20 protein-coding genes are annotated in these 22513 nt (G+C 60.9%); 7 read left to right on the top strand and 13 right to left on the bottom strand.

What is annotated here, in order from left to right; translation table 11 throughout:
- Positions 1 to 5 precede the first annotated feature (5 nt).
- Positions 6 to 1448, top strand: coding sequence for an FAD/NAD(P)-binding protein (locus J3Q04_RS14425; RefSeq protein ID WP_434611072.1), 1443 nt, complete (start codon positions 6 to 8; stop codon positions 1446 to 1448).
- 153 nt (positions 1449 to 1601) lie between these two features.
- Here J3Q04_RS14425 and J3Q04_RS14420 read toward each other — a convergent pair whose 3' ends face one another.
- The 4 genes from J3Q04_RS14420 to J3Q04_RS14405 form a co-directional block, all read right to left on the bottom strand.
- On the bottom strand, positions 1602 to 2711 hold the full coding sequence (locus J3Q04_RS14420) for a Gfo/Idh/MocA family protein (RefSeq protein WP_434563711.1): 1110 nt from the start codon (positions 2709 to 2711) through the stop codon (positions 1602 to 1604).
- Between the two features lie 230 nt (positions 2712 to 2941).
- Complete coding sequence (locus J3Q04_RS14415) at positions 2942 to 3709, bottom strand: SDR family oxidoreductase (RefSeq protein ID WP_003180553.1); 768 nt, start codon at positions 3707 to 3709, stop codon at positions 2942 to 2944.
- Positions 3710 to 3733: 24 nt separating this feature from the next.
- The gene (locus J3Q04_RS14410) at positions 3734 to 4801 is read right to left on the bottom strand and encodes a phosphotransferase family protein (RefSeq protein WP_434611075.1); all 1068 of its coding nucleotides are present in this window, start codon (positions 4799 to 4801) and stop codon (positions 3734 to 3736) included.
- 145 nt (positions 4802 to 4946) lie between these two features.
- Positions 4947 to 5912, bottom strand: coding sequence for a 2-hydroxyacid dehydrogenase (locus J3Q04_RS14405; RefSeq protein ID WP_420766579.1), 966 nt, complete (start codon positions 5910 to 5912; stop codon positions 4947 to 4949).
- Between the two features lie 286 nt (positions 5913 to 6198).
- Between J3Q04_RS14405 and J3Q04_RS14400 the strand changes: the two genes are divergently transcribed.
- Positions 6199 to 7479 carry a serine/threonine transporter gene (locus J3Q04_RS14400; protein ID WP_420766578.1) on the top strand — a complete coding sequence of 427 codons (1281 nt, stop codon included), beginning with the start codon at positions 6199 to 6201 and terminating at the stop codon, positions 7477 to 7479.
- A gap of 136 nt (positions 7480 to 7615) precedes the next feature.
- On the opposite strand, the gene acnB is transcribed toward J3Q04_RS14400, so the two are convergent.
- Positions 7616 to 10225, bottom strand: a complete 2610-nt coding sequence (gene acnB, locus J3Q04_RS14395) for a bifunctional aconitate hydratase 2/2-methylisocitrate dehydratase (protein WP_249877324.1) — start codon at positions 10223 to 10225, stop codon at positions 7616 to 7618.
- A gap of 407 nt (positions 10226 to 10632) precedes the next feature.
- Here acnB and J3Q04_RS14390 point away from each other — a divergent pair, with 407 nt between their 5' ends.
- The gene (locus tag J3Q04_RS14390; protein ID WP_420766577.1) at positions 10633 to 11103 is read left to right on the top strand and encodes a DUF1289 domain-containing protein; all 471 of its coding nucleotides are present in this window, start codon (positions 10633 to 10635) and stop codon (positions 11101 to 11103) included.
- An 83-nt stretch (positions 11104 to 11186) separates the two neighbouring features.
- Here J3Q04_RS14390 and J3Q04_RS14385 read toward each other — a convergent pair whose 3' ends face one another.
- Entirely contained in the window at positions 11187 to 12050 is an 864-nt protein-coding gene (locus J3Q04_RS14385; RefSeq protein WP_434611078.1) for a universal stress protein, read from the bottom strand.
- Between the two features lie 158 nt (positions 12051 to 12208).
- Between J3Q04_RS14385 and J3Q04_RS14380 the strand changes: the two genes are divergently transcribed.
- A complete protein-coding gene (locus J3Q04_RS14380; RefSeq protein WP_420766575.1) occupies positions 12209 to 12811 on the top strand; it encodes a tRNA-(ms[2]io[6]A)-hydroxylase in 603 nt (200 codons plus the stop codon).
- Here J3Q04_RS14380 and J3Q04_RS14375 read toward each other — a convergent pair.
- The 4 genes from J3Q04_RS14375 to J3Q04_RS14360 form a co-directional block, all read right to left on the bottom strand.
- Complete coding sequence (locus J3Q04_RS14375) at positions 12808 to 13296, bottom strand: GFA family protein (RefSeq protein WP_434611080.1); 489 nt, start codon at positions 13294 to 13296, stop codon at positions 12808 to 12810. The genes J3Q04_RS14380 and J3Q04_RS14375 overlap by 4 nt on opposite strands.
- 113 nt (positions 13297 to 13409) lie before the next feature.
- Entirely contained in the window at positions 13410 to 14036 is a 627-nt protein-coding gene (locus tag J3Q04_RS14370; RefSeq protein ID WP_434563721.1) for a DNA-3-methyladenine glycosylase family protein, read from the bottom strand.
- Between the two features lie 22 nt (positions 14037 to 14058).
- Positions 14059 to 15141: a bifunctional transcriptional activator/DNA repair enzyme AdaA gene (locus tag J3Q04_RS14365; RefSeq protein WP_434611083.1), complete on the bottom strand. Its 1083-nt coding sequence runs from the start codon at positions 15139 to 15141 to the stop codon at positions 14059 to 14061.
- A gap of 64 nt (positions 15142 to 15205) precedes the next feature.
- On the bottom strand, positions 15206 to 16660 hold the full coding sequence (locus tag J3Q04_RS14360; RefSeq protein ID WP_434611085.1) for a TrkH family potassium uptake protein: 1455 nt from the start codon (positions 16658 to 16660) through the stop codon (positions 15206 to 15208).
- 174 nt (positions 16661 to 16834) lie between these two features.
- On the opposite strand from J3Q04_RS14360, the gene J3Q04_RS14355 reads away from it, so the two are divergent.
- The gene (locus J3Q04_RS14355; protein ID WP_420766570.1) at positions 16835 to 17422 is read left to right on the top strand and encodes a LysE family translocator; all 588 of its coding nucleotides are present in this window, start codon (positions 16835 to 16837) and stop codon (positions 17420 to 17422) included.
- Positions 17423 to 17559: 137 nt separating this feature from the next.
- Here J3Q04_RS14355 and J3Q04_RS14350 read toward each other — a convergent pair whose 3' ends face one another.
- The gene (locus tag J3Q04_RS14350) at positions 17560 to 18384 is read right to left on the bottom strand and encodes an AraC family transcriptional regulator (RefSeq protein WP_434563727.1); all 825 of its coding nucleotides are present in this window, start codon (positions 18382 to 18384) and stop codon (positions 17560 to 17562) included.
- Positions 18385 to 18710: 326 nt separating this feature from the next.
- Between J3Q04_RS14350 and J3Q04_RS14345 the strand changes: the two genes are divergently transcribed.
- Both J3Q04_RS14345 and J3Q04_RS14340 read left to right on the top strand, forming a co-directional pair.
- Positions 18711 to 19583 (top strand): lipid II-degrading bacteriocin, encoded by an 873-nt coding sequence (locus J3Q04_RS14345; RefSeq protein ID WP_434611088.1) that lies wholly within the window; start codon positions 18711 to 18713, stop codon positions 19581 to 19583.
- Positions 19584 to 19621: 38 nt separating this feature from the next.
- The gene (locus J3Q04_RS14340; protein WP_434611090.1) at positions 19622 to 20035 is read left to right on the top strand and encodes a hypothetical protein; all 414 of its coding nucleotides are present in this window, start codon (positions 19622 to 19624) and stop codon (positions 20033 to 20035) included.
- Between the two features lie 53 nt (positions 20036 to 20088).
- Here the strand turns inward: J3Q04_RS14340 and fabI are convergent, their stop codons facing one another.
- On the bottom strand, positions 20089 to 20883 hold the full coding sequence (gene fabI / locus J3Q04_RS14335) for an enoyl-ACP reductase FabI (protein WP_003202751.1): 795 nt from the start codon (positions 20881 to 20883) through the stop codon (positions 20089 to 20091).
- Between the two features lie 19 nt (positions 20884 to 20902).
- Positions 20903 to 22513 carry an ABC transporter ATP-binding protein gene (locus J3Q04_RS14330; RefSeq protein WP_434611092.1) on the bottom strand — a complete coding sequence of 537 codons (1611 nt, stop codon included), beginning with the start codon at positions 22511 to 22513 and terminating at the stop codon, positions 20903 to 20905.

Below are 22513 nucleotides of genomic sequence, written 5' to 3'. Positions count from 1 at the left end.
GCGGTATGGACACAGCGCTGGAGCAATCTGAGATCGGCACCGCCCGCCAGGCCGATATCCTGATTATCGGCGGCGGCCTGAGCGGAACCCTGTTGGCGGCGCAACTGCTGCGGCTGCCGGGCCGGCGCGAGGTATTGATTGTCGAGCCGCGCAGCGAGTTGGGCCGGGGCGAGGCCTACAGCGCCGTGGAACTGGGCCACACCCTCAATGGCAATGCGGCACGCATGAGCGTCGACCCGGACAATGCCGATGATCTCACGCAATGGCTCGCTGCGTTCATCGCGTCCGGTGGTTGGCCTGAGTCCGATCAGCAACATGTGCCGGTCAGCGAGTTGTTTCCTCCGCGGGGGATGTTCGGCCTGTATGTGCAACAGCGTCTGGCCGAGGCTCGTGCGTTGGGCGCGCGCCATGGATCGGTGGCGGAGCATGTGCGCGGGGAGGCCGTCGATTTGCGGGTCATCGATGATGCCGTGCAAGTGACGCTCGGCGATGGCCAAGTATTGCAAGGACGCTTTGCCGTGCTCGCCACCGGCATGTTCCCCGCGGCACGAACCCCGCAGACCGAGTCGAGCGGCTTGAACGCCGCGGCGCTTGATCCGTGGGACGTGGCTGCGATGCGCCAGCTTGATCCGCTAGCGACGGTCATGATCATCGGTTCGGGGCTGACCATGGTCGATGCCGTGGTATCGCTGGAACAGGCCGGGCATCGCGGGCCTATCGAAGTATTTTCCCGTCACGGTTTGTTGCCCCATGTACGTCGGCAGCCACCGGCCTGGGTGGACTTTCTCGCCGATGATCACAGCCTGCGTTCGCCACGCCAGTTGATGCGCGCGCTGCGTGGGCAATGCCGCTTGGCCCAAGCCCAGGGCATCGATTGGCAGGCCCCGCTGGACACGGTGCGTGCCCATATCGGGCGTTTGTGGAGTCAGGCCAGCGATGTGCAGCGCCGACAGTTTGTGCGGCATGTACGACCTTGGTGGGAAAGCCATCACCATCGCTCGCCTCCGTTGAGCGCGGAACTGGTGGCGCGTCTGCACGGGGAGGGACGGTTGCGGATCCAGGCGGCGTCGTACAAGGGGCTTGTGTCGTCTGGCGAAGGATCGGTGGCGATCAATATTCGCCGAAGGGGCGAGGCGGCGCTGGAAGTGGTGCAGGGCGCCGCCTTGATCAATTCCAGCGGCATTGAATACGACTGGCGTCGGGTCGCGCGGCCATTGCCCCAACAGCTGCTGGCCCGGGGGCTGATCCAGCCCGGTCCGTTGGCGCTGGGGATTGCCGCCCGTGCCGATGGTGCGGTGCTGGACGCCCGAAGCGAACCGGCCAGCCGCCTGTTCGCGATGGGCCCGCCATTGCGAGGGATGTGGTGGGAAAGCACGGCCGTCACCGACGTGGCGAGCCAGGCCAAGGCGTTGGCGGGGCGGTTAGCTGAACTCCAAGCCCAGCGTTGAATCCTGTGGCGAGGGAGCTTGCTCCCGCTGGGCTACGAAGTAGCCTTAAAACCATTCACCTCGGTGTGTCAGGTCAACTACCTCCGACTTCTTTGGGGTTGCTGCGCAACCCAGCGGGAGCAAGCTCCCTCGCCACAGAAGCGTGTTTCATTGCTACCGCACTTGCACCCAACGCTCCTCACTCGCCGCCACGCGAATCGCCGCCGCCAGCCGCTCCACTTCCCAGGCCTCTTCGAAATCCGTCCCGCTGCCACCTTCACCTGCCAGCGCCATGATCAACTCCTGCACCTCCAACGTCTTCAGTTCGTTGTAGCCCAACTGGTGCCCGGCGGCAGGGCTGAACGCGGCATAGCCGGGTAGATCCGGGCCGGCCAGCAGTCGCTGGAAACCCGCCTGGCCGGCGCGGCACACCCGCAGCTCGTTCAGCCTTTCTTGGTCGAACGCCAGCGTGCCGAGTGTGCCGCTGATTTCGAAGCTCAGGTGATTCTTGCAGCCGTGCTTGAGCCAACTGCTGCTCACCGTGCCCCGGGCGCCGCTGGCAAAGCGCAGCAGTGCATTGACCTGATCATCCACCGCGATCGCGCGTTGTTCGGTGCTGCCAACCTTGGCAGGACGCTGTTTGTGCACGGTTTGGCTGTCGGCACACACAGCCTCTACCTCGCCCAACAAATGCCGCGCCATCGCCAGGAGATGGCTGCCCAGGTCCGCCAGCGCGCCACCGGCATGCGCGGCCTCGCAGCGCCACGACCAGGGTGAGGCCGGGTCGGCCATGAAATCTTCGCTGAATTCGCCCTGGAAACTGATGATCTGTCCAAGCTCTCCGCGCTGGATCATCCCCCGCGCCAGTTGGATGATCGGGTTGTGCTGGTAGTTGTAGCCGACCCGCGTCACCACGCCAGCCGCCTTAGCTGCCTGGCGCATCTGCTCGGCCTGTTCCAGGGATACCGCCAACGGCTTTTCACAATAGACCGGCTTGCCCGCCGCCAACGCGGCCATGGCCATCGGAAAGTGCAAATGATTGGGCGTGGTAATGGCGACCAAATGAACCTTCGGGTCGTCGATCAGCCGTTGCCAGTCACTGTGAGCCGTCTCGAACCCCCAGCTCTGGGCGCATTGCCGGGCACGCTGCGGATCGGCGTCGGCCAGGGCCGCCAGTTTCAGGTTCAAGGGGAGGTCGAACACCGCCTTGGCATTGTGGAACGCCAAGGCATGGGCACGGCCCATGAAACCAGTGCCAATCAGACCGATGCCGAGTTCACGCATGAGAAGAGCCCTTTGAATTTTTATTTTCAGGAGGGCTCTTTATGGAATAAATATTCGCTAATTGCAAATACTGGAATAAATATTCATTCTGTTGCCGCTCAGCGTCCCTTGTGGGAGCGAGCTTGCTCGCGATTGCAGTGGATCAGCCGGTACTGTTGTGCCTGATGCAACGCTATCGCGAGCAAGCTCGCTCCCACAGGAATTCCAAAGGTCTGCCTCGCGGCTCGTTGTCAGGAAAGGAACCCGCCATCCACATTCAACGCCACGCCCGTGGTATAGCTCGACGCATCGCTCGCCAGGTACAACACCGCGCCGGCCATTTCGCTCGGGTCGGCCACGCGCTTGAGGGGAATCTGCGCCAGGGCGGTTTTGAGGATGGCGTCGTTCTTGACCAGCGCTGAGGCAAACTTGGTATCGGTCAGGCCCGGCAGGAGGGCGTTGCAGCGGATGCCGAACTGCGCGCATTCCTTGGCGAAGACCTTGGTCATGTTGATCACCGCGGCCTTGGTGACCGAGTAGATGCCCTGAAAGATTCCCGGGGAAATGCCGTTGATCGACGCCACGTTGATGATGCTGCCGCCACCGTTTTCGCGCATCAGCTTGCCGGCCTCCACCGACATGAAGAAATAGCCGCGAATGTTCACGTCCACGGTTTTCTGGAACGCGCCCAGGTCGGTGTCCAGCACGTTGCAGAATTGCGGGTTGGTGGCGGCGTTATTCACCAGGATATCCAGACGCCCGAACTGTTCGCGGATGCCGGCGAACACCTGGCTGATCTGCTCCATTTCACCAATGTGACAGGCAATGGCGGTGGCCTTGCCGCCGGCAGCGATGATGGCGTCAGCGACATGCTGGCAACCATCGAGCTTGCGGCTGGAGACGATCACGTGGGCGCCTTGCTGGGCCAGCAGTTTGGCGATGGCTTCGCCGATGCCGCGGCTGGCGCCGGAAACGAAAGCGATCTTACCGTCGAGGTCGAACAACTGGGTCTTGGACATGCTGTTTCCTTGTTATAGGTGCGCTCAGAGCGTGGATTTGCTGATGACTTGCAGGCTCATCTGCTCCAGCAGCTTGTTCATCTGAACGAACTGCGCGAAGCGTTTGTCCTGGGTCTGGCCATGGAAAAAGCGGTAGTAGATCTGCTGGACGATACCGGCCAGGCGGAACAGTCCATAGGTGTAGTAGAAGTCGAAGTTGTCGATGCGAATCCCGGACCGTTCGGCGTAGTAATCGACGAACTCACGGCGGGTCAGCATGCCCGGCGCGTGGCTTGGCTGACGCCGCATCAGTTGCACGGGCGCCGGATCACCGGCTTCGATCCAGTACGCGAGGCTGTTGCCCAGGTCCATCAACGGATCGCCGAGGGTGGTCAGTTCCCAATCCAGCACGCCGATGATCTGCATCGGGTTGTCCGGGTCCAGGATGACATTGTCGAAGCGGTAGTCGTTGTGGACGATGCTCGATGTTGGATGATCGGCGGGCATCTTGTCGTTGAGCCAGGCCTTGACCGTCTCCCATTTCGGCGCATCGGGCGTCAAGGCCTTGTCGTAGCGGTCGCTCCAACCACGGATCTGCCGGGCCACGTAGCCCTCGGGCTTGCCCAGGTCGGCCAGGCCGCAAGCGGTGTAGTCGACGCGGTGCAGCTCGACAAGCCGGTCGATGAAGCTCTTGCACAATGCTTCGGTGCGGGCGGCGTCGAAGCCCAGTTCCGGTGGCAGCTCGGAGCGCAAAATGATGCCCTTGACCCGCTCCATCACGTAAAACTCGGCGCCCATCACCGACTCGTCGGTGCAATGGACGTAGGCTTTCGGGCAGTACGGAAAACCTTCACGCAATTGATTGAGGATGCGGAACTCACGGCCCATGTCGTGGGCCGATTTGGCCTTGTGACCGAACGGGGGCCGGCGCAGGACGAACTCCTGTTCGGGGTATTCGAGCAGGTACGTCAGGTTTGACGCGCCACCGGGAAACTGGCTGATCACCGGCGTGCCGGTCAAGCCAGGAATGTGGGCCTTGAGGTACGGGTCGATCAGGTTGGCATCGAGTTCTTCACCGTCGCGCACGCGGGTGGACTGATCAGTAACTGCCATGCTTATCCCTTCTGCTTATTTTGGAGGCCATCGATCATTGGCTAATCTAATGGCGTGCGACAGCCGTCACAAGCACGCCGGGGTCTTATAGGTTAGCGTGTTGCTGGGTGATCAGCGGATTTGATGAGCCGTGGTTGCGTCTGGCCTACCGGTCAACGCAAGCCTGCGCATCGGGTAGCTGCACTGGCGTCAGCACCGGCTTGCCGGAAAAGAACGCGTTCAGGTTCTCACCCACCAACTCCACCGTGGCGCGTGTCGCTTCCGGCGACAGGCCGGCCACGTGAGGCGTGAGCACGACATTGGGCAAGTGTTTCAGGGCGTCAGGCACTTCGGGCTCGTGATCGAACACATCCAGCGCAGCCCCGGCAATTCGCCGGTGTTCAAGGGCGCTGATGAGTTCGGTCGTGGCGACCACGCTGGCCCGGGCGATATTCACCAAGAAACCGTGGGGCCCCAGGGCATCGAGGGCTTGCTTGTTGATCAATTGGCGGGTGTCCAGGCCTCCGGGCGTGGCGACAATCAGGAAATCCGACACCCTGGCGAGCTCGGTGGGGGTGGCGCAGAAGGCGTAGGGCACATCGCTGCGCACGCGACGGTTGTGGTAGCTGACCTTCATGTCGAAACCGAGGGCGGCCCGCTTGGCAATGGCCATGCCCACGGCGCCGAGCCCCAGGATGCCCAGGTGCTTGCCCGCGAGGGAAGGGCGCATGGTTCGCGGCCACTCGCCACGGCGCAGGGCCGCGTCGGATCGAGGCACATCGCGCACCAACGCCAGCAACAACGCCATGGCATGGTCGGCCACCGAGGAGGCATTGACCCCGGCACCGTTGGTGACGACGATGCCTCGCTCGCTGGCGGCTTGCAGGTCCACTTGCTCATAACCGGCGCCGATTACACAGATGATCCTGAGGTTGGGCAAAGCCGTCATTTCTTCAGCCGTCAAACCGAGGGGGCCACGGGTCAACACCGCGCTGAACCGGTCGCCGTGTTCGAAAATCGCTGTCTTGCGTTCGGCGGGCGTGGGCGCCAATTCCAAGTGATAACCCTGGCGCTCCAGGATTGGCAGGTATTCGTTGACGGTTTCAACCAGTACCAGAACGGTTGCGGTCATGCTGGGCTCCTGTAGGCGCTTTTCGATCATCGATATTCAACCTGATTGTAGGAGCCGGCGGGAGGGATGGCCTGGGCTTTTTTATGATCATTTGTCCTGCTGCGCTGTTCTTGTGGGGGCGAACTGGAAAACGCTGCTCCGCAGAACCGCTCCTCAGCTAAGTCTTTGCTTCTGCACGTTAATCCCGGACAATCGCGCCCCTGTTTCGGCCAGGGGCGCTGCCTGTCGGGTTTTTCCGACTCGTCCCGGCCGGGTGCATGTGACCGGAAAGCGGAGACCCGACCGGATGAATGATCAGGCCAACAGCGTCGAAGAGCGCTTTGAAACGACAGCCCCAGCCACCCTCAGCCAATGGAGTCGCCAAGACACGACCTGGATGCTGGGCCTGTTCGGCACCGCCATTGGTGCCGGCACGCTGTTCTTACCGATCAATGCCGGCCTTGGCGGTTTCTGGCCGCTGCTGGTGCTGGCGGTGCTGGCGTTCCCCATGACGTTCTATGCGCATCGGGGCTTGACCCGTTTTGTATTGTCCGGCCGCGACGGCGCGGACATCACCGAGGTGGTGGAAGAGCATTTCGGTATCAAGGCCGGTGCGCTGATCACGCTGTTGTACTTCTTCGCCATCTTCCCGATCTTGCTGATCTACAGCGTGGCGCTGACCAACACGGTCGGCAGTTTCCTGGAACACCAGCTGCACGTGCAGCCGCCGCCCCGGGCCTTGTTGTCGCTGATGCTCATCCTCGGCCTGCTGGCCGTGGTCCGCTGCGGCGAGCAGGTCATCGTCAAGGCCATGAGCCTGATGGTCTATCCCTTTATCGTGGCGCTGTTGTTTCTGGCGGTGTTCCTGGTGCCCCATTGGAACGGCGGGATCCTGAGCACGGCGTCGACGGTGCCGCAGCCTTCGGCGTTGCTGCATACCTTGTGGCTGGCGATTCCGGTGATGGTGTTCTCATTCAACCATTCGCCGATCATCTCGGCATTCGCAGTGGACCAGAAACGCCGCTACGGCAATGACGCTGAAAAGCGCAGTGCGCAGATCCTGTCGCGCGCCCATGTGCTGATGGTCGTAATGGTGCTGTTCTTCGTGTTCAGCTGCGTGCTGACCCTGTCCCCGGCACAACTGGCCGAGGCCAAGGCGCAGAACCTGTCGATCCTGTCGTACCTGGCCAACCACTTCAGCAACCCGACCATCGCCTTCGCGGCGCCGTTGATTGCTTTCGTGGCGATCGCCAAATCCTTCCTCGGGCATTACATCGGCGCCAGCGAAGGCCTCAAGGGCTTGATCGTCAAGAGCGGCCGCCGCCCAGCCCCCAAGACCCTGGACCGCCTCACGGCAGCGTTCATGCTGGTGGTGTGTTGGGTTGTCGCCACTCTCAACCCAAGCATCCTGGGCATGATCGAAACCCTGGGCGGCCCGGTGATCGCGGCAATTTTGTTCCTGATGCCGATGTACGCCATCCGCAAGGTCCCGGCCATGGCTCGTTATCGCGGACAAGCGTCGAATGTCTTTGTGGTGGCGGTGGGTTTGGTGGCGATTACTGCGTTGGTCTATTCCCTCTTGGCCTGACCTTTTTTTGTGGGAGCAAGCTTGCTCCGGGCGGCGTTCCGGCGAAAGCGGCGAGTCAGCTTTCATCAAATCCCAGGCATAAAAAAACGCCGCCCATCGTGAGAGGGGCGGCGTTTTTAGGCGGGCGTCTTAAGCGTTACGCTTGGACGACCGGGATGTTGGCGTTTGCAGCCGCTTCACGGAACTCGGCGATCTGGTCGAAGCTCAGGTAGCGGTACACGTCCGCTGCCATGCTGTCGATCTTGCCGGCGTATTCCATGTACTCCTCGACGGTCGGCAGGCGACCCAGGATGGACGCCACGGATGCCAGTTCGGCCGAGGCCAGATAGACATTCGCGCCGTCACCCAGACGGTTCGGGAAGTTACGGGTCGAAGTCGACACCACGGTGGAGTTCGGCTCGACGCGTGCCTGGTTACCCATGCACAGCGAGCAGCCTGGCATTTCCATCCGAGCACCGGCCTTGCCGTAGATGCCGTAGTAGCCTTCTTCGGTCAGTTGGTGAGCGTCCATCTTGGTCGGTGGCGACAGCCACAGACGGGTTGGCAGCTGACCCTTGACCTGATCCAGCAGTTTACCGGCAGCGCGGAAGTGACCGATGTTGGTCATGCACGAACCGATGAACACTTCGTCGATCTTCTCGCCAGCAACGCTGGACAGCAGACGGGCGTCGTCCGGGTCGTTCGGCGCGCAGAGCACAGGCTCGCTGATGTCGGCCAGATCGATTTCGATGACTTCGGCGTATTCGGCGTCGGCATCGGCTTCCATCAGTTGCGGGTTGGCGATCCAGGCTTCCATCGCTTGGGCGCGACGTTCCAGGGTACGCGCATCACCGTAGCCTTCGCCGATCATCCAGCGCAGCAGGGTGATGTTGGACTGCAGGTACTCGGTGATCGACTCTTTCGACAGCTTGATGGTGCAACCCGCAGCCGAACGTTCGGCCGAGGCGTCGGACAACTCGAACGCCTGCTCCAGGGTCAAGCCTTCCAGGCCTTCGATTTCCAGGATGCGGCCGGAGAAGGCGTTTTTCTTGCCTTTCTTCTCGACGGTCAGCAGACCGTTCTGGATAGCGAAGTAAGGAATGGCATGAACCAGGTCACGCAGGGTGATGCCAGGTTTCATCTTGCCTTTGAAGCGCACCAGGATCGATTCCGGCATGTCCAGCGGCATGACGCCGGTGGCAGCGGCGAACGCGACCAGGCCGGAACCGGCCGGGAACGAGATGCCCATTGGGAAACGGGTGTGCGAGTCGCCACCGGTGCCCACGGTGTCTGGCAGCAGCATGCGGTTGAGCCACGAGTGGATGATGCCGTCGCCCGGACGCAGGGAAACGCCGCCGCGGGTCATGATGAAGTCAGGCAGGGTGTGGTGGGTGGTGACGTCGATCGGCTTCGGATAGGCCGCGGTGTGGCAGAAGGACTGCATCACCAGGTCAGCCGAGAAGCCCAGGCACGCCAGGTCTTTCAGTTCGTCACGGGTCATGGGACCTGTGGTGTCCTGGGAACCCACGGTGGTCATTTTCGGTTCGCAGTAGGTGCCAGGACGAACGCCTTGGCCTTCTGCCAGGCCGCAAGCCTTGCCGACCATCTTCTGCGCCAGGGTGAAACCCTTGGTGCTTTCAGCAGGCGCTTCAGGCTTCTTGAACAGGTCGAACGGTGGCAGGCCCAGTTCGGCGCGAGCCTTCTCGGTCAGGCCACGGCCGATGATCAGCGGAATGCGGCCACCAGCGCGGACTTCGTCCAACAGCACCGGGGTCTTCATTTCGAAGGTGGTGATGACTTCGTCGGTGCCGTGCTTGCAGACTTTGCCGGCGTGCGGGTACAGGTCGATCACGTCGCCCATGTTCATGTTCGACACGTCGAACTCGATCGGCAGTGCGCCGGCATCTTCCATGGTGTTGTAGAAGATCGGTGCGATCTTGCTGCCGAAGCAGAAACCGCCTGCGCGCTTGTTCGGCACGTAGGGAATGTCGTCGCCGAAGAACCACAGCACCGAGTTGGTGGCCGATTTACGCGAGGAGCCGGTACCCACCACGTCGCCGACGTAGGCGATCGGGAAGCCCTGGCCGCGCATTTCTTCGATCTGCTTCATCGGGCCGGTCTTGCCTTGCTCGTCCGGAACGATGCCGTCACGGGCCATTTTCAGCATGGCGAGGGCGTGCAGCGGGATGTCAGGACGCGACCAGGCGTCCGGGGCAGGGGACAGGTCGTCGGTGTTGGTTTCGCCGGTGACCTTGAACACGCGCAGGCTGATCTTGTCGGCCAGCACCGGGCGCTTCTTGAACCACTCGCCGTCAGCCCAGGATTGCAGCACGGCCTTGGCGTGAACGTTGCCGTTCTTGGCTTTTTCAGCCACGTCGTGGAAGGCGTCGAACATCAGCAGGGTGTGCTTGAGTTCTTCGGCGGCGACTGGCGCCAGCTCGGCGTCGTCCAGCAGCTCGACCAGGGTCACGATGTTGTAGCCACCCTGCATGGTGCCGAGCAGTTCTACAGCGCGCTTCTTGTCCAACAGAGGGGATTGGGCCTGGCCCTTGGCCAGGGCGGACAGGAAGCCGGCCTTGACGTAGGCGGCTTCGTCGACGCCTGGCGGAACACGATTGGTGATCAGGTCAACGAGGAAGGCTTCTTCGCCAGCCGGAGGATTCTTCAGCAGCTCGATCAGGCCTGCGGTTTGTTCGGCGTTAAGCGGCTGAGGAACGATACCCAGGGCTGCACGCTCTTCGATATGTTTGCGGTAGGCTTCAAGCACAGTTATTACCCTCATCAGTGGTCCCAAATGGGTGTCCGGGACGCTCATCCAGAAACTCACGGCACTCATGCGCGACAGGGGCTTTTTGGGCCTCCACGCCAGAGTTGACGGAGTTCCTCACAGAAGCTGCTTTCAAAGTTTTACGCCTGCAGAACGGGGAGCTGATGAGGGTTGGCGTTGGGCTTTCCCCGCTGGAAAGACCCTTCGCCAACACCGCTCTGAAGGAACGACTGTGCTCGTGACGCTTTGAAAACAGCTTCTAACGGACATTGGCGCCTTAAAAGGCTGGCTGATTCTACGGGAAAAAAAAATTAAAGGTAAGTTGGGCTTCCAGGTTTGAGGGGTGATCAATCTTAGACAAAGGGCTAACATGCCCGTCTGTCCTGTTTTTGCGTGTGCGTTGCCTTATGCCCAACCAGCTCATCAAGACCCCCTGCGTCGGCCTCTGTTCCACTGTCTACGGTGACCTGGTCTGCCGTGGCTGCAAGCGGTTCCACCATGAAGTGATCCACTGGAACGGCTACAACGAGGAAGAAAAACGCGCGGTGTGGATGCGGCTCGAGCAACTGCTGGTGCAGGTAATGGTGGCGAAGCTGGAGGTTTTCGACCCGGCGTTGCTGCGTCAGCAACTGGAGGCGCGCAAGATCCGCTTCGTGCCGCACCAATCGGAATATTGCTGGGCCTATCAACTGATCGCCCGGGGCGCGCGGGTGATCAATAACCTGGAAGCGTACGGCATGGTCCTGTTGCCGGAGTTTCGCGATTGGGACCTGCCGGACCTGCGAGATGCCATTGATCGGGAATTCTTCCTCCTGTCCGAAGCGCATTACCAACGTTATATCGCGCCGGGGTTCCTCAAGGATGCGATGGACGGCTGACAGCCTGTCATTCGGACCAGATAGCTTTTGTGGCGAGGGAGCAAGCTCCCTCGCCACGGAAACTCGGCTGAATCCACAAAGCCTCAACCCTTGTACGCCAACTCCACCAGGTGGTCTTCGACTTCCTGTGGCTTGAGCACCAGCACATCGCTTTCCAGCGCATCGAGCACGGCTTCGGCGGTATTGCCGATCAACACGCCTGACAAGCCGGAGCGCGCCACGGTGCCAATCACGGTGACCGCGGCCTGAAGCTTGTGGGCCATGTAGGGAATCAATACGTCCGCCGGGCCTTCCTGGATGTGCAGATGCTGGTCATCGATGTCGAACTCGGCCTGGAACGCCCGGCATTGTTCGCGATAACGCGCTTCGATGGTTTCCTTGAGCTGGAAGGTCGGGTCGGCCGACGAGAGCATCGGTGACGGGTGGGCGCTAATTACATGCAGGTGCGCCTTGGCCAGGAGGGCAATGTCATAGCCGTGATCGATGATGGTCGAGTGCAGGTGACGATGCTCGCCATCGGCATTGCCGACATCGACTGCCGCCAGGATGACCCGGTCTTTCCAGGAACCGCACGTCTTGACCAGCAGCACCGGGGTCGGGCAATGGCGCAGCAACTTCCAGTCCGCCGGGGTCAGCAGGGCTTTTTTCAATGGGCTGTCCGGGAAGTGTTGCTTGATGACCAGGCCACAGCCTTCGGCCTGCTGCACGTCGATGATGGTTTCGTAAAGGCTTTCGTTCCAGGCCTGTTCGGTGGTGACGCTATAGCCGTCGGCCAGCAATGCGCTTTTCAGCACGCTGAGCAGGCCGGTATGATCGTGGTGTTTGTCGCATGCCAGCAGATGCAGATGAGCCTGGGTTACTCCGGCGATCAATTTGGCGCGCTTGAGCGCAAGGCTTTCCGAATGTTCGGGTTCGATGACCACCAGGATGCTGCGAATGGCTTGCATGATCGGCGTCTCCAGCAATAAAGAGGCATGGCGTTGCTCAACTATAGTTGCTATGGATGGCGCGTCGACTTGATGCATATCAATCGGTGTGACTGGTGGTCTGGAGGCAGGCCGGTATAATCGGCGCCCTTTGCTCGACTACCTTTTCCGTGAGCCCCATGATCCTTCCCGAAATTCACGAGTTCCTCGGCTGCCGCACCCCCGATGCCTGGGTCCAGGCTGCGCTGGCCGATCAGGAAACGCTGCTGATCGACCACAAGAACTGCGAGTTCAAGGCCGCCAGCACCGCCCTGAGCCTGATCGCCAAGTACCATTCCCATGTAGATTTGATCAACATGATGTCGCGCCTGGCCCGGGAAGAGCTGGTGCATCATGAGCAGGTCATGCGCCTGATGAAAAAACGCAAGGTAGGTCTTCGCCAGCTCTCGGCCGGGCGCTATGCCTCGGGCTTGCGCAAAGTGGTGCGCAGCCACGAGCCGGTGAAACTGGTGGACACCCTGGTGGTCGGCGCCTTCATCGAAGCCCGCAGCTGCGAGCGATTCGAGGCGCTGGTGCCGCATCTGGACGAGGAACTCGGCAAATTCTATTTCGGCTTGCTGAAAAGTGAGGCCCGGCACTTCCAGGGTTATCTGAAGCTGGCTTATCAGTATGGAGACGCCAAGGACATCGCCCAGGTGATCGACAAGGTTCGCGAGGCCGAGCGCGAGCTGATCGAGTCGCCGGATGGGGAGTTCCGGTTTCACAGCGGCGTGCCGGCCTAACGGGTCAAACCCAACCGTTCATGCCACTGGGCAATCGATTCCTCGGGATATACCTCGAACTGCTGGTCGCCCGGATGCGCCTCGACTTCCACCCACGGCGCCTTGGAACCCAGCATCAGGTGGGTGTGCTCCGGCGGTACCGGCAACGGCGTGTCGATGGCTGAGGCAAACGGATGGATCAGCTCCGGCCACTCGGGGCTGAACAACCACAACCCCGAACCGCAAAGCGAACAGAAATGCCGTTCGGCGCTGCTGCGATGGGCGCGTTTATCGCCTTCATCCTTGAGTCGCGCATGGTAGACCGTGATGTGCTTGCGGCCTTGCACCTTGAGACTCTTCGCATCGCCCCCCAGGTTGACCGCAAAACCGCCGCCGCCCTGGGTCTTGTGACAGATCGAACAATAGCACCGCTGGTAAGGGTAGGGATGGGTGCTGTCCAGGCTGAACGAAACGGCGCCGCAATGGCAGGATCCTTCGAGGTGCATGGGGGGACCTCCGGTTAGGGACTGAATAATCTGGACAACCTCGATGGGGTGATGTTCTCAACTTTTAAGTTAATGCGCCGACGCCAGTGGAAGAGCTTGCCCGCGATGAACGATCATGCGGACTTGATTTTGGGCACCCGCCACAAATACCAAGCCGCCACCGTCCGATAAGGACTCCAGGCCTGGCCGATAGCGATGATCTGCCGGCGATTCGGCTGAGTCTCCAGACCTTTTAGCCGTCGATATCCTTCGCGAACCCCAAAGTCATCCGCCGGCAAGACATCCACTCGTTCCAGGCTGTAGATCAACAGCATCTCCACGGTCCAGCGCCCGACGCCGCGCAGGCTGACCAGGCGCTCGATCAGTGCTTCATCGTCCATGGCCCGGGCCGTGGCGTAATCCGGCACGATCCCATCCAGTGTCGCCTGGGCGATGCCCTGGAGGGTCGCGAGCTTGCTCGCGGAGAATCCGCAACTGCGCAGTAGCGTGCTGTCTGTTGCCAACAGTTGTTCGGGGGCGGGAAACGCGGCGGGGGCAAACAGCGCGACAAGCCGCCCGAGAATGGCGTCCCCGGCCTTGGCGTGCAGTTGTTGGTAGGCAATCGCCCGCACCAGTGCCTCATAGGGATCGCGGGCCGGCTTGGGTTGCAGCAGGCACGGGCCGACGGACGCGATGTGACGCCGCCAGTCTTCGTCAAGATTGGCCAGGAAAGTACTCGCTTCGTCGTAAGGCGTGCTCATCCGGATCTCTGTTCGGGGCTGATCAAAACGCCAAGGGCAACGAAACCTGCACCGCGGCTTTTTCCAGCCGCAACAAAAACGCCTTGCGCGGCTGGCCGCCACCGTAACCGGTCAGCGCGCCGTCCGCGCCGATCACCCGATGGCAGGGAATGACGATAGCCAGGCGATTCTGCCCGTTGGCCAAGCCCACGGCGCGGCTGGCGCCAGGGCTGCCCAGGGCACAGGCGACGGCGCCGTAGCTGCGGGTTTCGCCATAGGGGATCTTTTGCAGTTCGGCCCAGACCCGGACTGCAAAGGCGCTGCCAGGCATGTGCAGCGGCACGTGGAAAGTCGTTTGTTTGCCGGCGAAATAATCCGCCAGTTCGGTTTCGATCTGTTGCAAATGAGCGTTATGCCCCGGGGCGACCGTGTAGCCGTAGCGTTGCTGCAGTTCTTCCAATTCTTTGGTCAAGGCCGGGCGGTCGAGAAATTCCAGCAGCACCAGTCCGCGACGTTCGGCCATGGCCAGCATCGGCCCCAGAGGGGTTGTCAGTCGGGTGAACAGCAACGGTTCGCTGAGGCCGGCGCGGCCGGGGGTGATATGAAAAGACTTCACGAACGCATCACGAAAACCGCTCAGGGATTCATAGCCGGAATCGAACGCGGCGTTGTCGATCGAGGCGCCTTCCTTGATTCCGCCCAAGGCGATGCCCAGGCGCCGGGTGCGCAGGTAGGCGTGAAAAGTCATGCCGAAATGCTGTTTGAACCAGCGGCGCAGCTTCAGCGGTTCGATGCCCTGTTCGTGCAGCAGCGCATCGGTCCAGCGCACGTCGGGCCCGGCATCCACGGCTTTGAGCAGCGCCTGGATCCAGGCCGGTGCGATGGCCGCGGCATCCAATGGCTTGCAGCGCAGGCAGGCTCGATAGCCGGCCGACATGGCCTCGTCGGCGTGAGCGAAGAACTCCACGTTCTCCGGCTTCGGCTTGCGTGCCGTGCAGCTGGGACGACAGAAAATGCCGGTGGTCTTGACCGCGGTGAAAAACACCCCCTCGTAGGCGGTGTCTCGTTCGAGCATGGCGCGGACCATTTCGGCGTGGGGCGGGAGCAGCGAGTCTTGTAGGTTCATGGGAGGAGCATAGAACCGTGGCCCCAAGCCCTCCACCGAAAAATCGACAGTGAATTTGCCGATATCAATATTTCCAGAACACTGGCGTGAACAACACCAGCACCGTCAGGATCTCCAGGCGTCCCAGCAGCATGCCGAGGGTCAGCAGCCATTTCGCCGCGTCCGGCAGGGTCGAGAAGTTGCCGGCCGGGCCTATGATATTGCCCAGGCCCGGGCCGACGTTGCACACGGCGGTGGCGGCGCCGGTCAAGGCGGTCGTCCAATCCAGGCCGATCAGCGCGAGGCCCAGGGCGATGGCGCCGATGGTGATCGCGAAGAAGAACGAAAACGTCAGCAGCGAGCGAACGATTTCCTCGTCGATGGGGTGATTGTTGTACTTCTTCTGGATCACCGCCCGGGGGTGGATCAATTGCTTCAAGCTGCCCATCAACAGGACCTTGGCGACCTGAAACCGAAAGATCTTCAGGCCCCCGGCGGTGGACCCCGAACAGCCGCCGACGAACGTCAGGTAAAAGAACAGCAGCAGGGCGAAGCTGCCCCACAACGTGTAGTCCCCCAGGGCCACGCCAGTGGTTGTGACCACGGAGGTGACGTTGACCGCGACGATACGGACCGCGTCCCACCATGCATGGTCGCTGTTCAGGCTCAGCCAGGTGCCGACCGCGAGCCAGGTGACCACCAGAAAGCCTATGAATCCCCTGACTTGCTGGTCCTTGAGCAAGGCGCGCCGGTGGCCTCGCAATGTCGCCACATACAGCGTGAAGGGCAGCGACCCCGCCATCATGACCACCACCGACACCCAATGGACCGCCGGTTGCGGCCAATGGGCGAGGGACGCATCGGAGGTGGAGAATCCTCCGGTGGAAATCAGCGACATCGCATGGTTGATCGCCTCGAAAGGCGTCATGCCGGCAAGCCACAGCGCCAACGTCGAGAGCGCGGTCAAGCCTACGTAGATCCACAGGATGTAGTTGGCCGCGACATGCGAGCGCGGCGTGACTTTCTCCGACCAATCCGAAGATTCGGTCTGGAACAGCCGCATGCCACCGACCCGCAATAACGGCAGGACCGCCACGGCCATGCCGATAAAGCCGATTCCACCGAGCCAGTGCAGCATCGAGCGCCATATCAACAGGCCGGGCGATGCCGTGTCCAAACCGGTCAGGATGGTCGAGCCGGTGGTGGTGATGCCGGACATGGTCTCGAAAAACGCATCGGTGTAGCTGATGTGCTGAATGAGCACCATTGGCAGGGCGGCGAACGCACAGACGAATACCCAACTGGCGGTGGTCAGCAGGTACATTTCCCGGGGCCGCATCTGGGCCTGTTCCGGTCTTCCACGGGCGACCAGTGCCACACCGCAGACAAAAGTGATCAGGCTCGACCAGAGAAACGCCGACAAGTCATCGTTGCGCTCGTAGAACATCAGCGCGAACAGCGGAATCGCCATGCTGACCGCGAGGGTGATCAGGAAAATCCCAAGGATGAAACCGATGAGACGCAGAACCGCTATGGACATGGATAACGCCTGATTCAAAAGCTGCACAGTATCGATTTGGCGAGTCGGTCAGCGCGTAAAGTTTGCGTAAAAAAAGAAGCGGGCGTGCTTGATGACGAAGGCAGTTTTCTTCAATACCCGTGCGGGCAACCCGTTTAACTTGGGACCTCTTTCCTCAAACGAAGAAGATATGTGATGAGCTTGATATTATCCATGGCGACCTTTGCGCTGGTCGCGTCCATTACGCCGGGCCCGGTCAATATCGTGGCCCTCAGTTCCGGCGCTCGGTACGGTTTGCGCGCCACCTTGCGCCACGTCGCCGGCGCCACCCTGGGGTTTGTCCTGCTGCTGGTCTTGATGGGGTTGGGGTTGCACGAAGTCTTGCAGCGCTGGCCGGGGCTCACCCGCGTGGTGCAACTGGCGGGGGTGGCGTTCCTGTTGTTCATGGCCTGGAAGCTGGCGATGGACAACGGCGAGCTGGGTGAGCGGGACGAAGGGCGCGCGCCGTCGATGATCTACGGCGCACTGATGCAGTGGCTCAACCCCAAGGCCTGGCTGGCCTGCGTGGCGGGGATGGGCGCTTTCGTCGCCGATGGCGAGGCATCGCTGGTGTGGCAGTTCGCGGCGATCTATTTGGTGATCTGCTACCTGTCCGTGGGCTGCTGGGCATACGCCGGCAGCTTCCTGCGTACCTGGCTGGGGAATCCGGTGACCATGCGCCTGTTCAATCGGGCGATGGCGGCGTTGCTGGTGGCGAGCGCGGTGTATCTGTTGTTGCCGTGAGCAACCCGTCCTTGGGGTTGGAACGCTGTCGTGGCGAGGGAGCTCGCTCCCGCTCGACTGCGCAGCGGTCGCTTGGAATCGAGGGCTACTCCGTAGCCCAGCGGGAGCAAGCTCCCTCGCCACGGGACGGGGCAGTGTCAGCCTCGGTATTGCCCGGGCGTGGCGGCCAGGTGTTGCTTGAATGCCCGTTGGAAATGCGCCTGGTCGGCAAAACCGCTTTGCAGCGCGACATCGGCAATCAACTTGCCCTCGCGCAATTGGCGACGGGCGAATTGGATCCGGCGATTGATCAGGAAAGCGTGGGGCGTCATACCGTAGTGACGCTTGAAGGCCCGGCTCAAGTAGGACGGCGAGAGCTGTGCAAACGCGCAGATATCCTCGAGCTTGAGGGCTTCGGTGCAATGGTCATGGATGAACTGCGCGGCCCGCATCAAAGCAGGGTGACTGCCCCGGTCCGGGCGCCCGGCCGGATTGAGCCGATGCTGGAGGTCGGTGAAAAACGCCTCGACGGCATCTTTTTTGGCGCGGGTATCGACCTGTTCATCCACCAGTATTTCGTAGAGCGCACACAGGCCGGAGAAAAGCGCGGCATCGCGGCTGTGGGTGGTGTCGAACGCCTGGAACTCCATGGACGGATCAAAGCCGATCCGCCGTTGCAGGTCCCTTAGCCATTGGGTATCGACATACAGCATCACGTAGGACCAGGGTTGATTGTCGATGGGATTGCAGGCGTGGACGTCGCCAGGATTCATCAGCACCACCGTGCCACCCTCGACCTGGAAGCTCGACTGCTCATGCAGATACGTGCTGCGCCCGGCGGTGATCGCACCGATCGAGAAATGGTCGTGGGAGTGACGCGAATAACAGACCTTGCGCCCATCGGCGATGGCCCGGGCTTCGATGAAAGGCAGCGCCGCGTCGTGCCAGAAACGTGGGGCAGCGTCATGGTTGGCGGGCTTCATCGGTTGATGTCCTGTTTTATTGGCTGTGCCTGAGTGTATTCGCCTGCGCCCAAAAATGCCCGTTCGAGATCGGTGCGGGTCTGGACTGGGTTGCAAGTTCGTTCCACAGATAATGTGCAGAGCAAAAAAACGCCGCTTGACCTTTCTAGGCCAAGCGGCGTTTTTGTGCAACTGAAGGGCGTATGGATGCTCATCCAAGAGGCATCTGCAAAGGAGGTCGCGGCCCGTTCTAGAGGTGGCCACGTAGGACGGTGAGTTTTGCACAAAGCGCCACGTTGCCAGTCGGCGCAACGCTATAAATATGTACCGCACGAGGGGCACCTGGAATGCGCAAGATGGGTTTTGCATTCCGTAATGCTGAGTCAAAACCGCAGCATTACAACTATTTGACTTGGTTAGGTGCCTCCATGAACAACGAACTCCCCCTGACATATGTTTATCCCGAAACATACGGCACGTCACGCGGAAGCGGGAGAGGCCTTCCTTCCCCTGCTCCAATGGCGATGATTGGGAAAATGATCCAAGAGCGCAACGTGGCGTACGAACGGGGTCATTGGCCTCAGATGCTGGGCCGCCATCTTGTAGCGATGCGTAATAATTCACCTGTCCGGTATGGACTGGACGGGATAATCATTGGTGAATTGAAGGTCGCACATGGCGCTGATTTATTGGTGCTGAGAAACCCCAAGCTCGACACCGCCAGCGCCTGGAAGCTCGGGATAAAGGAGGGGGCGAAAATCAAAAATACGGAACAGCTGGCGACCGAACAGGAGTTTTCTGGAGGCGTTTTCACTCCTTTCAAAGCTATAAGCCACTGGCTACTCGGAAAAGGCAAACCTGTCAGCGTTCGACTCGACAGAACTGGTATCAGCCCTGCGCCGAAAAAAATTCCTGATTTAATGGCGATTATCAACACGGCAGGAATTGGAGTAACCACCGTTAATCTAAGGGTTCCTTACTCCACGGCTCAGGACTCGAATATCGCGAGGATCTATCTCGGAAACATCACGCTTCAAATTACCGGTAAGGTAATCCGTAACACATCGGGTAGCCTTAAATTCACCGGTACTGCCAAGGCTTTTTCGGATCGCTACGACGCGAACGCCAGCAATCATCGTGGGGTATTTGATGAAAAAGCGACGACTGCGCTGCGCCAGTGGGGCGAGTTGCCCGAGCGCAGGATTATGAAATACGAATGACTGGCGAGCTTCCCATTGATTTCTCAAGGTAATCCTCGATGATGCGCGAAGAGAAGAGACTGGCGGGAGCTATCTTTTGCATGGTGGCAGCGTGTGCGGCGCTGTTTTTATTCCCGGCGGACACTGTGATGGAGAACCCTGGGAATCCCAACGATACCCTAGGTGTTCCGGCAGTTGCGATGTACCTGGTTGTGTTGATCGTGCTGACCGCGACGTCTGCCGCCCTGACGGGGCTAGGCAGTTTTGCCCAACAGTTTTTAACGCGACGGTCTTTCACGCTGCGTATTGGGGTGTATGCGTTTGCCAATGCTCCCCTTTTTGTAACGTCACTCTTGGGGGCGTTGGTCTCCTTGGCCTACTTGTATGACGCGGTATCCGGGGTGTTGGCGGCATTGTTGTTTCTGCTTTCCTTCGCCTTGCTGCTGCTGGCCAGTCCACGAAGATTGAATTGAAAACGCCGCTTGACCTTTCCAGGTCAAGCGGCGTTTTTGTTGCAACGCGAAGATTATTCTTCGATGTTGCCCATGGCGGTGGTGTTGAAGCCGCCGTCCACGTACATGATTTCACCGCTGATGCCCGACGCCAGGTCAGAGCACAGGAAGGCGCCGGCGTTGCCGACTTCTTCGATGGTGACGTTGCGACGCAGCGGGGTTTGCGCTTCGTTGGCGGCCAGCATCTTGCGGAAATTCTTGATGCCGGAAGCGGCGAGGGTGCGGATCGGGCCGGCCGATACGCAGTTCACGCGGGTGCCGTCCGGGCCCAGGGAGCCGGCCAGGTAGCGAACGCCCGCTTCCAGGGAGGCCTTGGCCATCCCCATGACGTTGTAGTTCGGCATGGTGCGCTCGGCGCCCAGGTACGACAGGGTCAGCAGGCTGCCGTTGCGGCCTTTCATCATTTCACGGCCGGCTTTGGCCAGGGCCACGAAGCTGTAGGCGCTGATGTCGTGGGCGATGCGGAAGCCTTCGCGGGTGGTGGCTTCGGTGAAGTCGCCGTCCAACTGGTCGCCCGGGGCGAAGCCCACGGAGTGCACGATGCAGTCCAGGCCATCCCACTTCTTGCTTAGTTCTTCGAAGACCTTGGCGATTTCTTCATCGCTGGCCACGTCGCATGGGAAGCACAGCTCCGGGCTCGAACCCCAGCCTTGCGCGAACTCTTCGACACGACCCTTGAGTTTGTCGTTCTGATAAGTGAAGGCAAGCTCAGCGCCCTCGCGATGCATGGCGGCAGCGATGCCGGATGCGATGGACAGCTTGCTGGCGACACCGACGATCAGTACGCGCTTACCGGCGAGAAAACCCATGTGTTGCTCCTCTTTCAGGTTATTCGGCAGTTGTTGGGGCCAGGAAGGCGGCCTCCAGCAACTGCTGTGTATAGGGGTGTTGCGGCGCGGCGAATATGCTGCGGGCATCACCTTGTTCGACCACTTGGCCATGCTTGACCACCATCAGCTGGTGGCTCAGCGCTTTGACGACAGCCAGGTCATGGCTGATAAACAGGTACGTCAGGTTGTACTTGGTTTGCAGCGACCGCAACAGCTCCACCACCTGGCGTTGCACGGTACGGTCCAGGGCCGACGTCGGCTCATCCAGCAGAATCAACGCCGGCTTGAGCACCAGGGCCCGGGCAATGGCGATGCGCTGCCGTTGCCCTCCGGAAAATTCATGGGGGTAGCGGTTCCGGGTTTCCGGGTCCAGGCCTACCTCCTTCAATGCCGCGATTATCGCTTGTTCCTGTTCTGCCGGGGTGCCGATCTTGTGGATCCGCAACCCTTCGCCGACGATCTGGCTCACACACATCCGTGGGCTCAGGCTGCCGAACGGGTCCTGAAACACCACTTGCATCTCCCGGCGCAGCGGCCGGACCTGCTGCTGTGACAGGCAGTCGAGCTGCTGGCCCTCGAAGCGGATCGCGCCCTGGCTGCCGATCAACCGCAAGATCGCCAGCCCCAGGGTCGACTTTCCGGAACCACTTTCGCCGACGATGCCCAAGGTCTGGCCCTGGGGCAGGCTGAAGCGGATTCCGTCCACCGCCTTGATGTAATCCACCGTACGCTTGAACACGCCTTTCTTGATCGGGAACCAGACTTTCAGGTCCTCGACCTGCAACAGCGGCGGGCCGACGACGTTGTTTGCCGGGTTGCCGCTGGGCTCGGCGGCCAGTAATTCCCGAGTGTACGGATGTTGCGGCGCGCGGAACAACTCTGCGCACGATGCCTGTTCGACGATGCAACCGCGCTGCATGACACATACGCGGTGCGCAATTCTTCGCACCAGGTTCAAATCGTGGCTGATAAGCAGCAGCGACATGCCCAGGCGTGCCTGCAAATCCTTGAGCAGTTCGAGGATTTTCAGCTGCACGGTGACGTCCAGTGCGGTGGTCGGTTCGTCGGCGATCAGCAGTTCCGGCTCATTGGCCAAGGCCATGGCGATCATCACCCGTTGCCGCTGGCCACCGGACAGTTCATGGGGCAGGGCCTTGAGGCGCTTGTGCGGATCAGGAATGCCGACCAGCTCCAACAGTTCAAGGGAGCGGCGGGTAGCGACCTTGCCAGTCAGGCCCTTGTGGATGCCGAGCACTTCGTTGAGCTGTTTTTCGATGCAGTGCAAGGGATTCAGCGACGTCATCGGCTCTTGGAAAATCATCGCGATCCGGTTGCCGCGAATATGGCGGATGGTTTTTTCCTTCAGGCCCAGCAGGTCCTGGCCCGCGTACTGGATGGTTCCGGTGGGATGATGGGCCAGCGGATAGGGCAGCAAGCGCAGGATGGAGTGGGCCGTCACGGACTTGCCCGAACCGCTTTCGCCCACCAGGGCCAGGGTTTCGCCTCGCTTGATGTCGAAGCTGACGCCTTCGACCACCCGCTGGCGGCGTTCGCCGACGACGAACTCCACCGCCAGGTCGCGTATTTCGATCAGATTGTCCTGGTTCAT

This window comes from Pseudomonas sp. D4-21, from assembly GCF_051132125.1.
Taxonomy (GTDB): Bacteria; Pseudomonadota; Gammaproteobacteria; order Pseudomonadales; family Pseudomonadaceae; genus Aquipseudomonas.
Note: the sequence above shows the minus strand (reverse complement) of the source record. Positions and strands in the feature narration are given on the sequence as shown.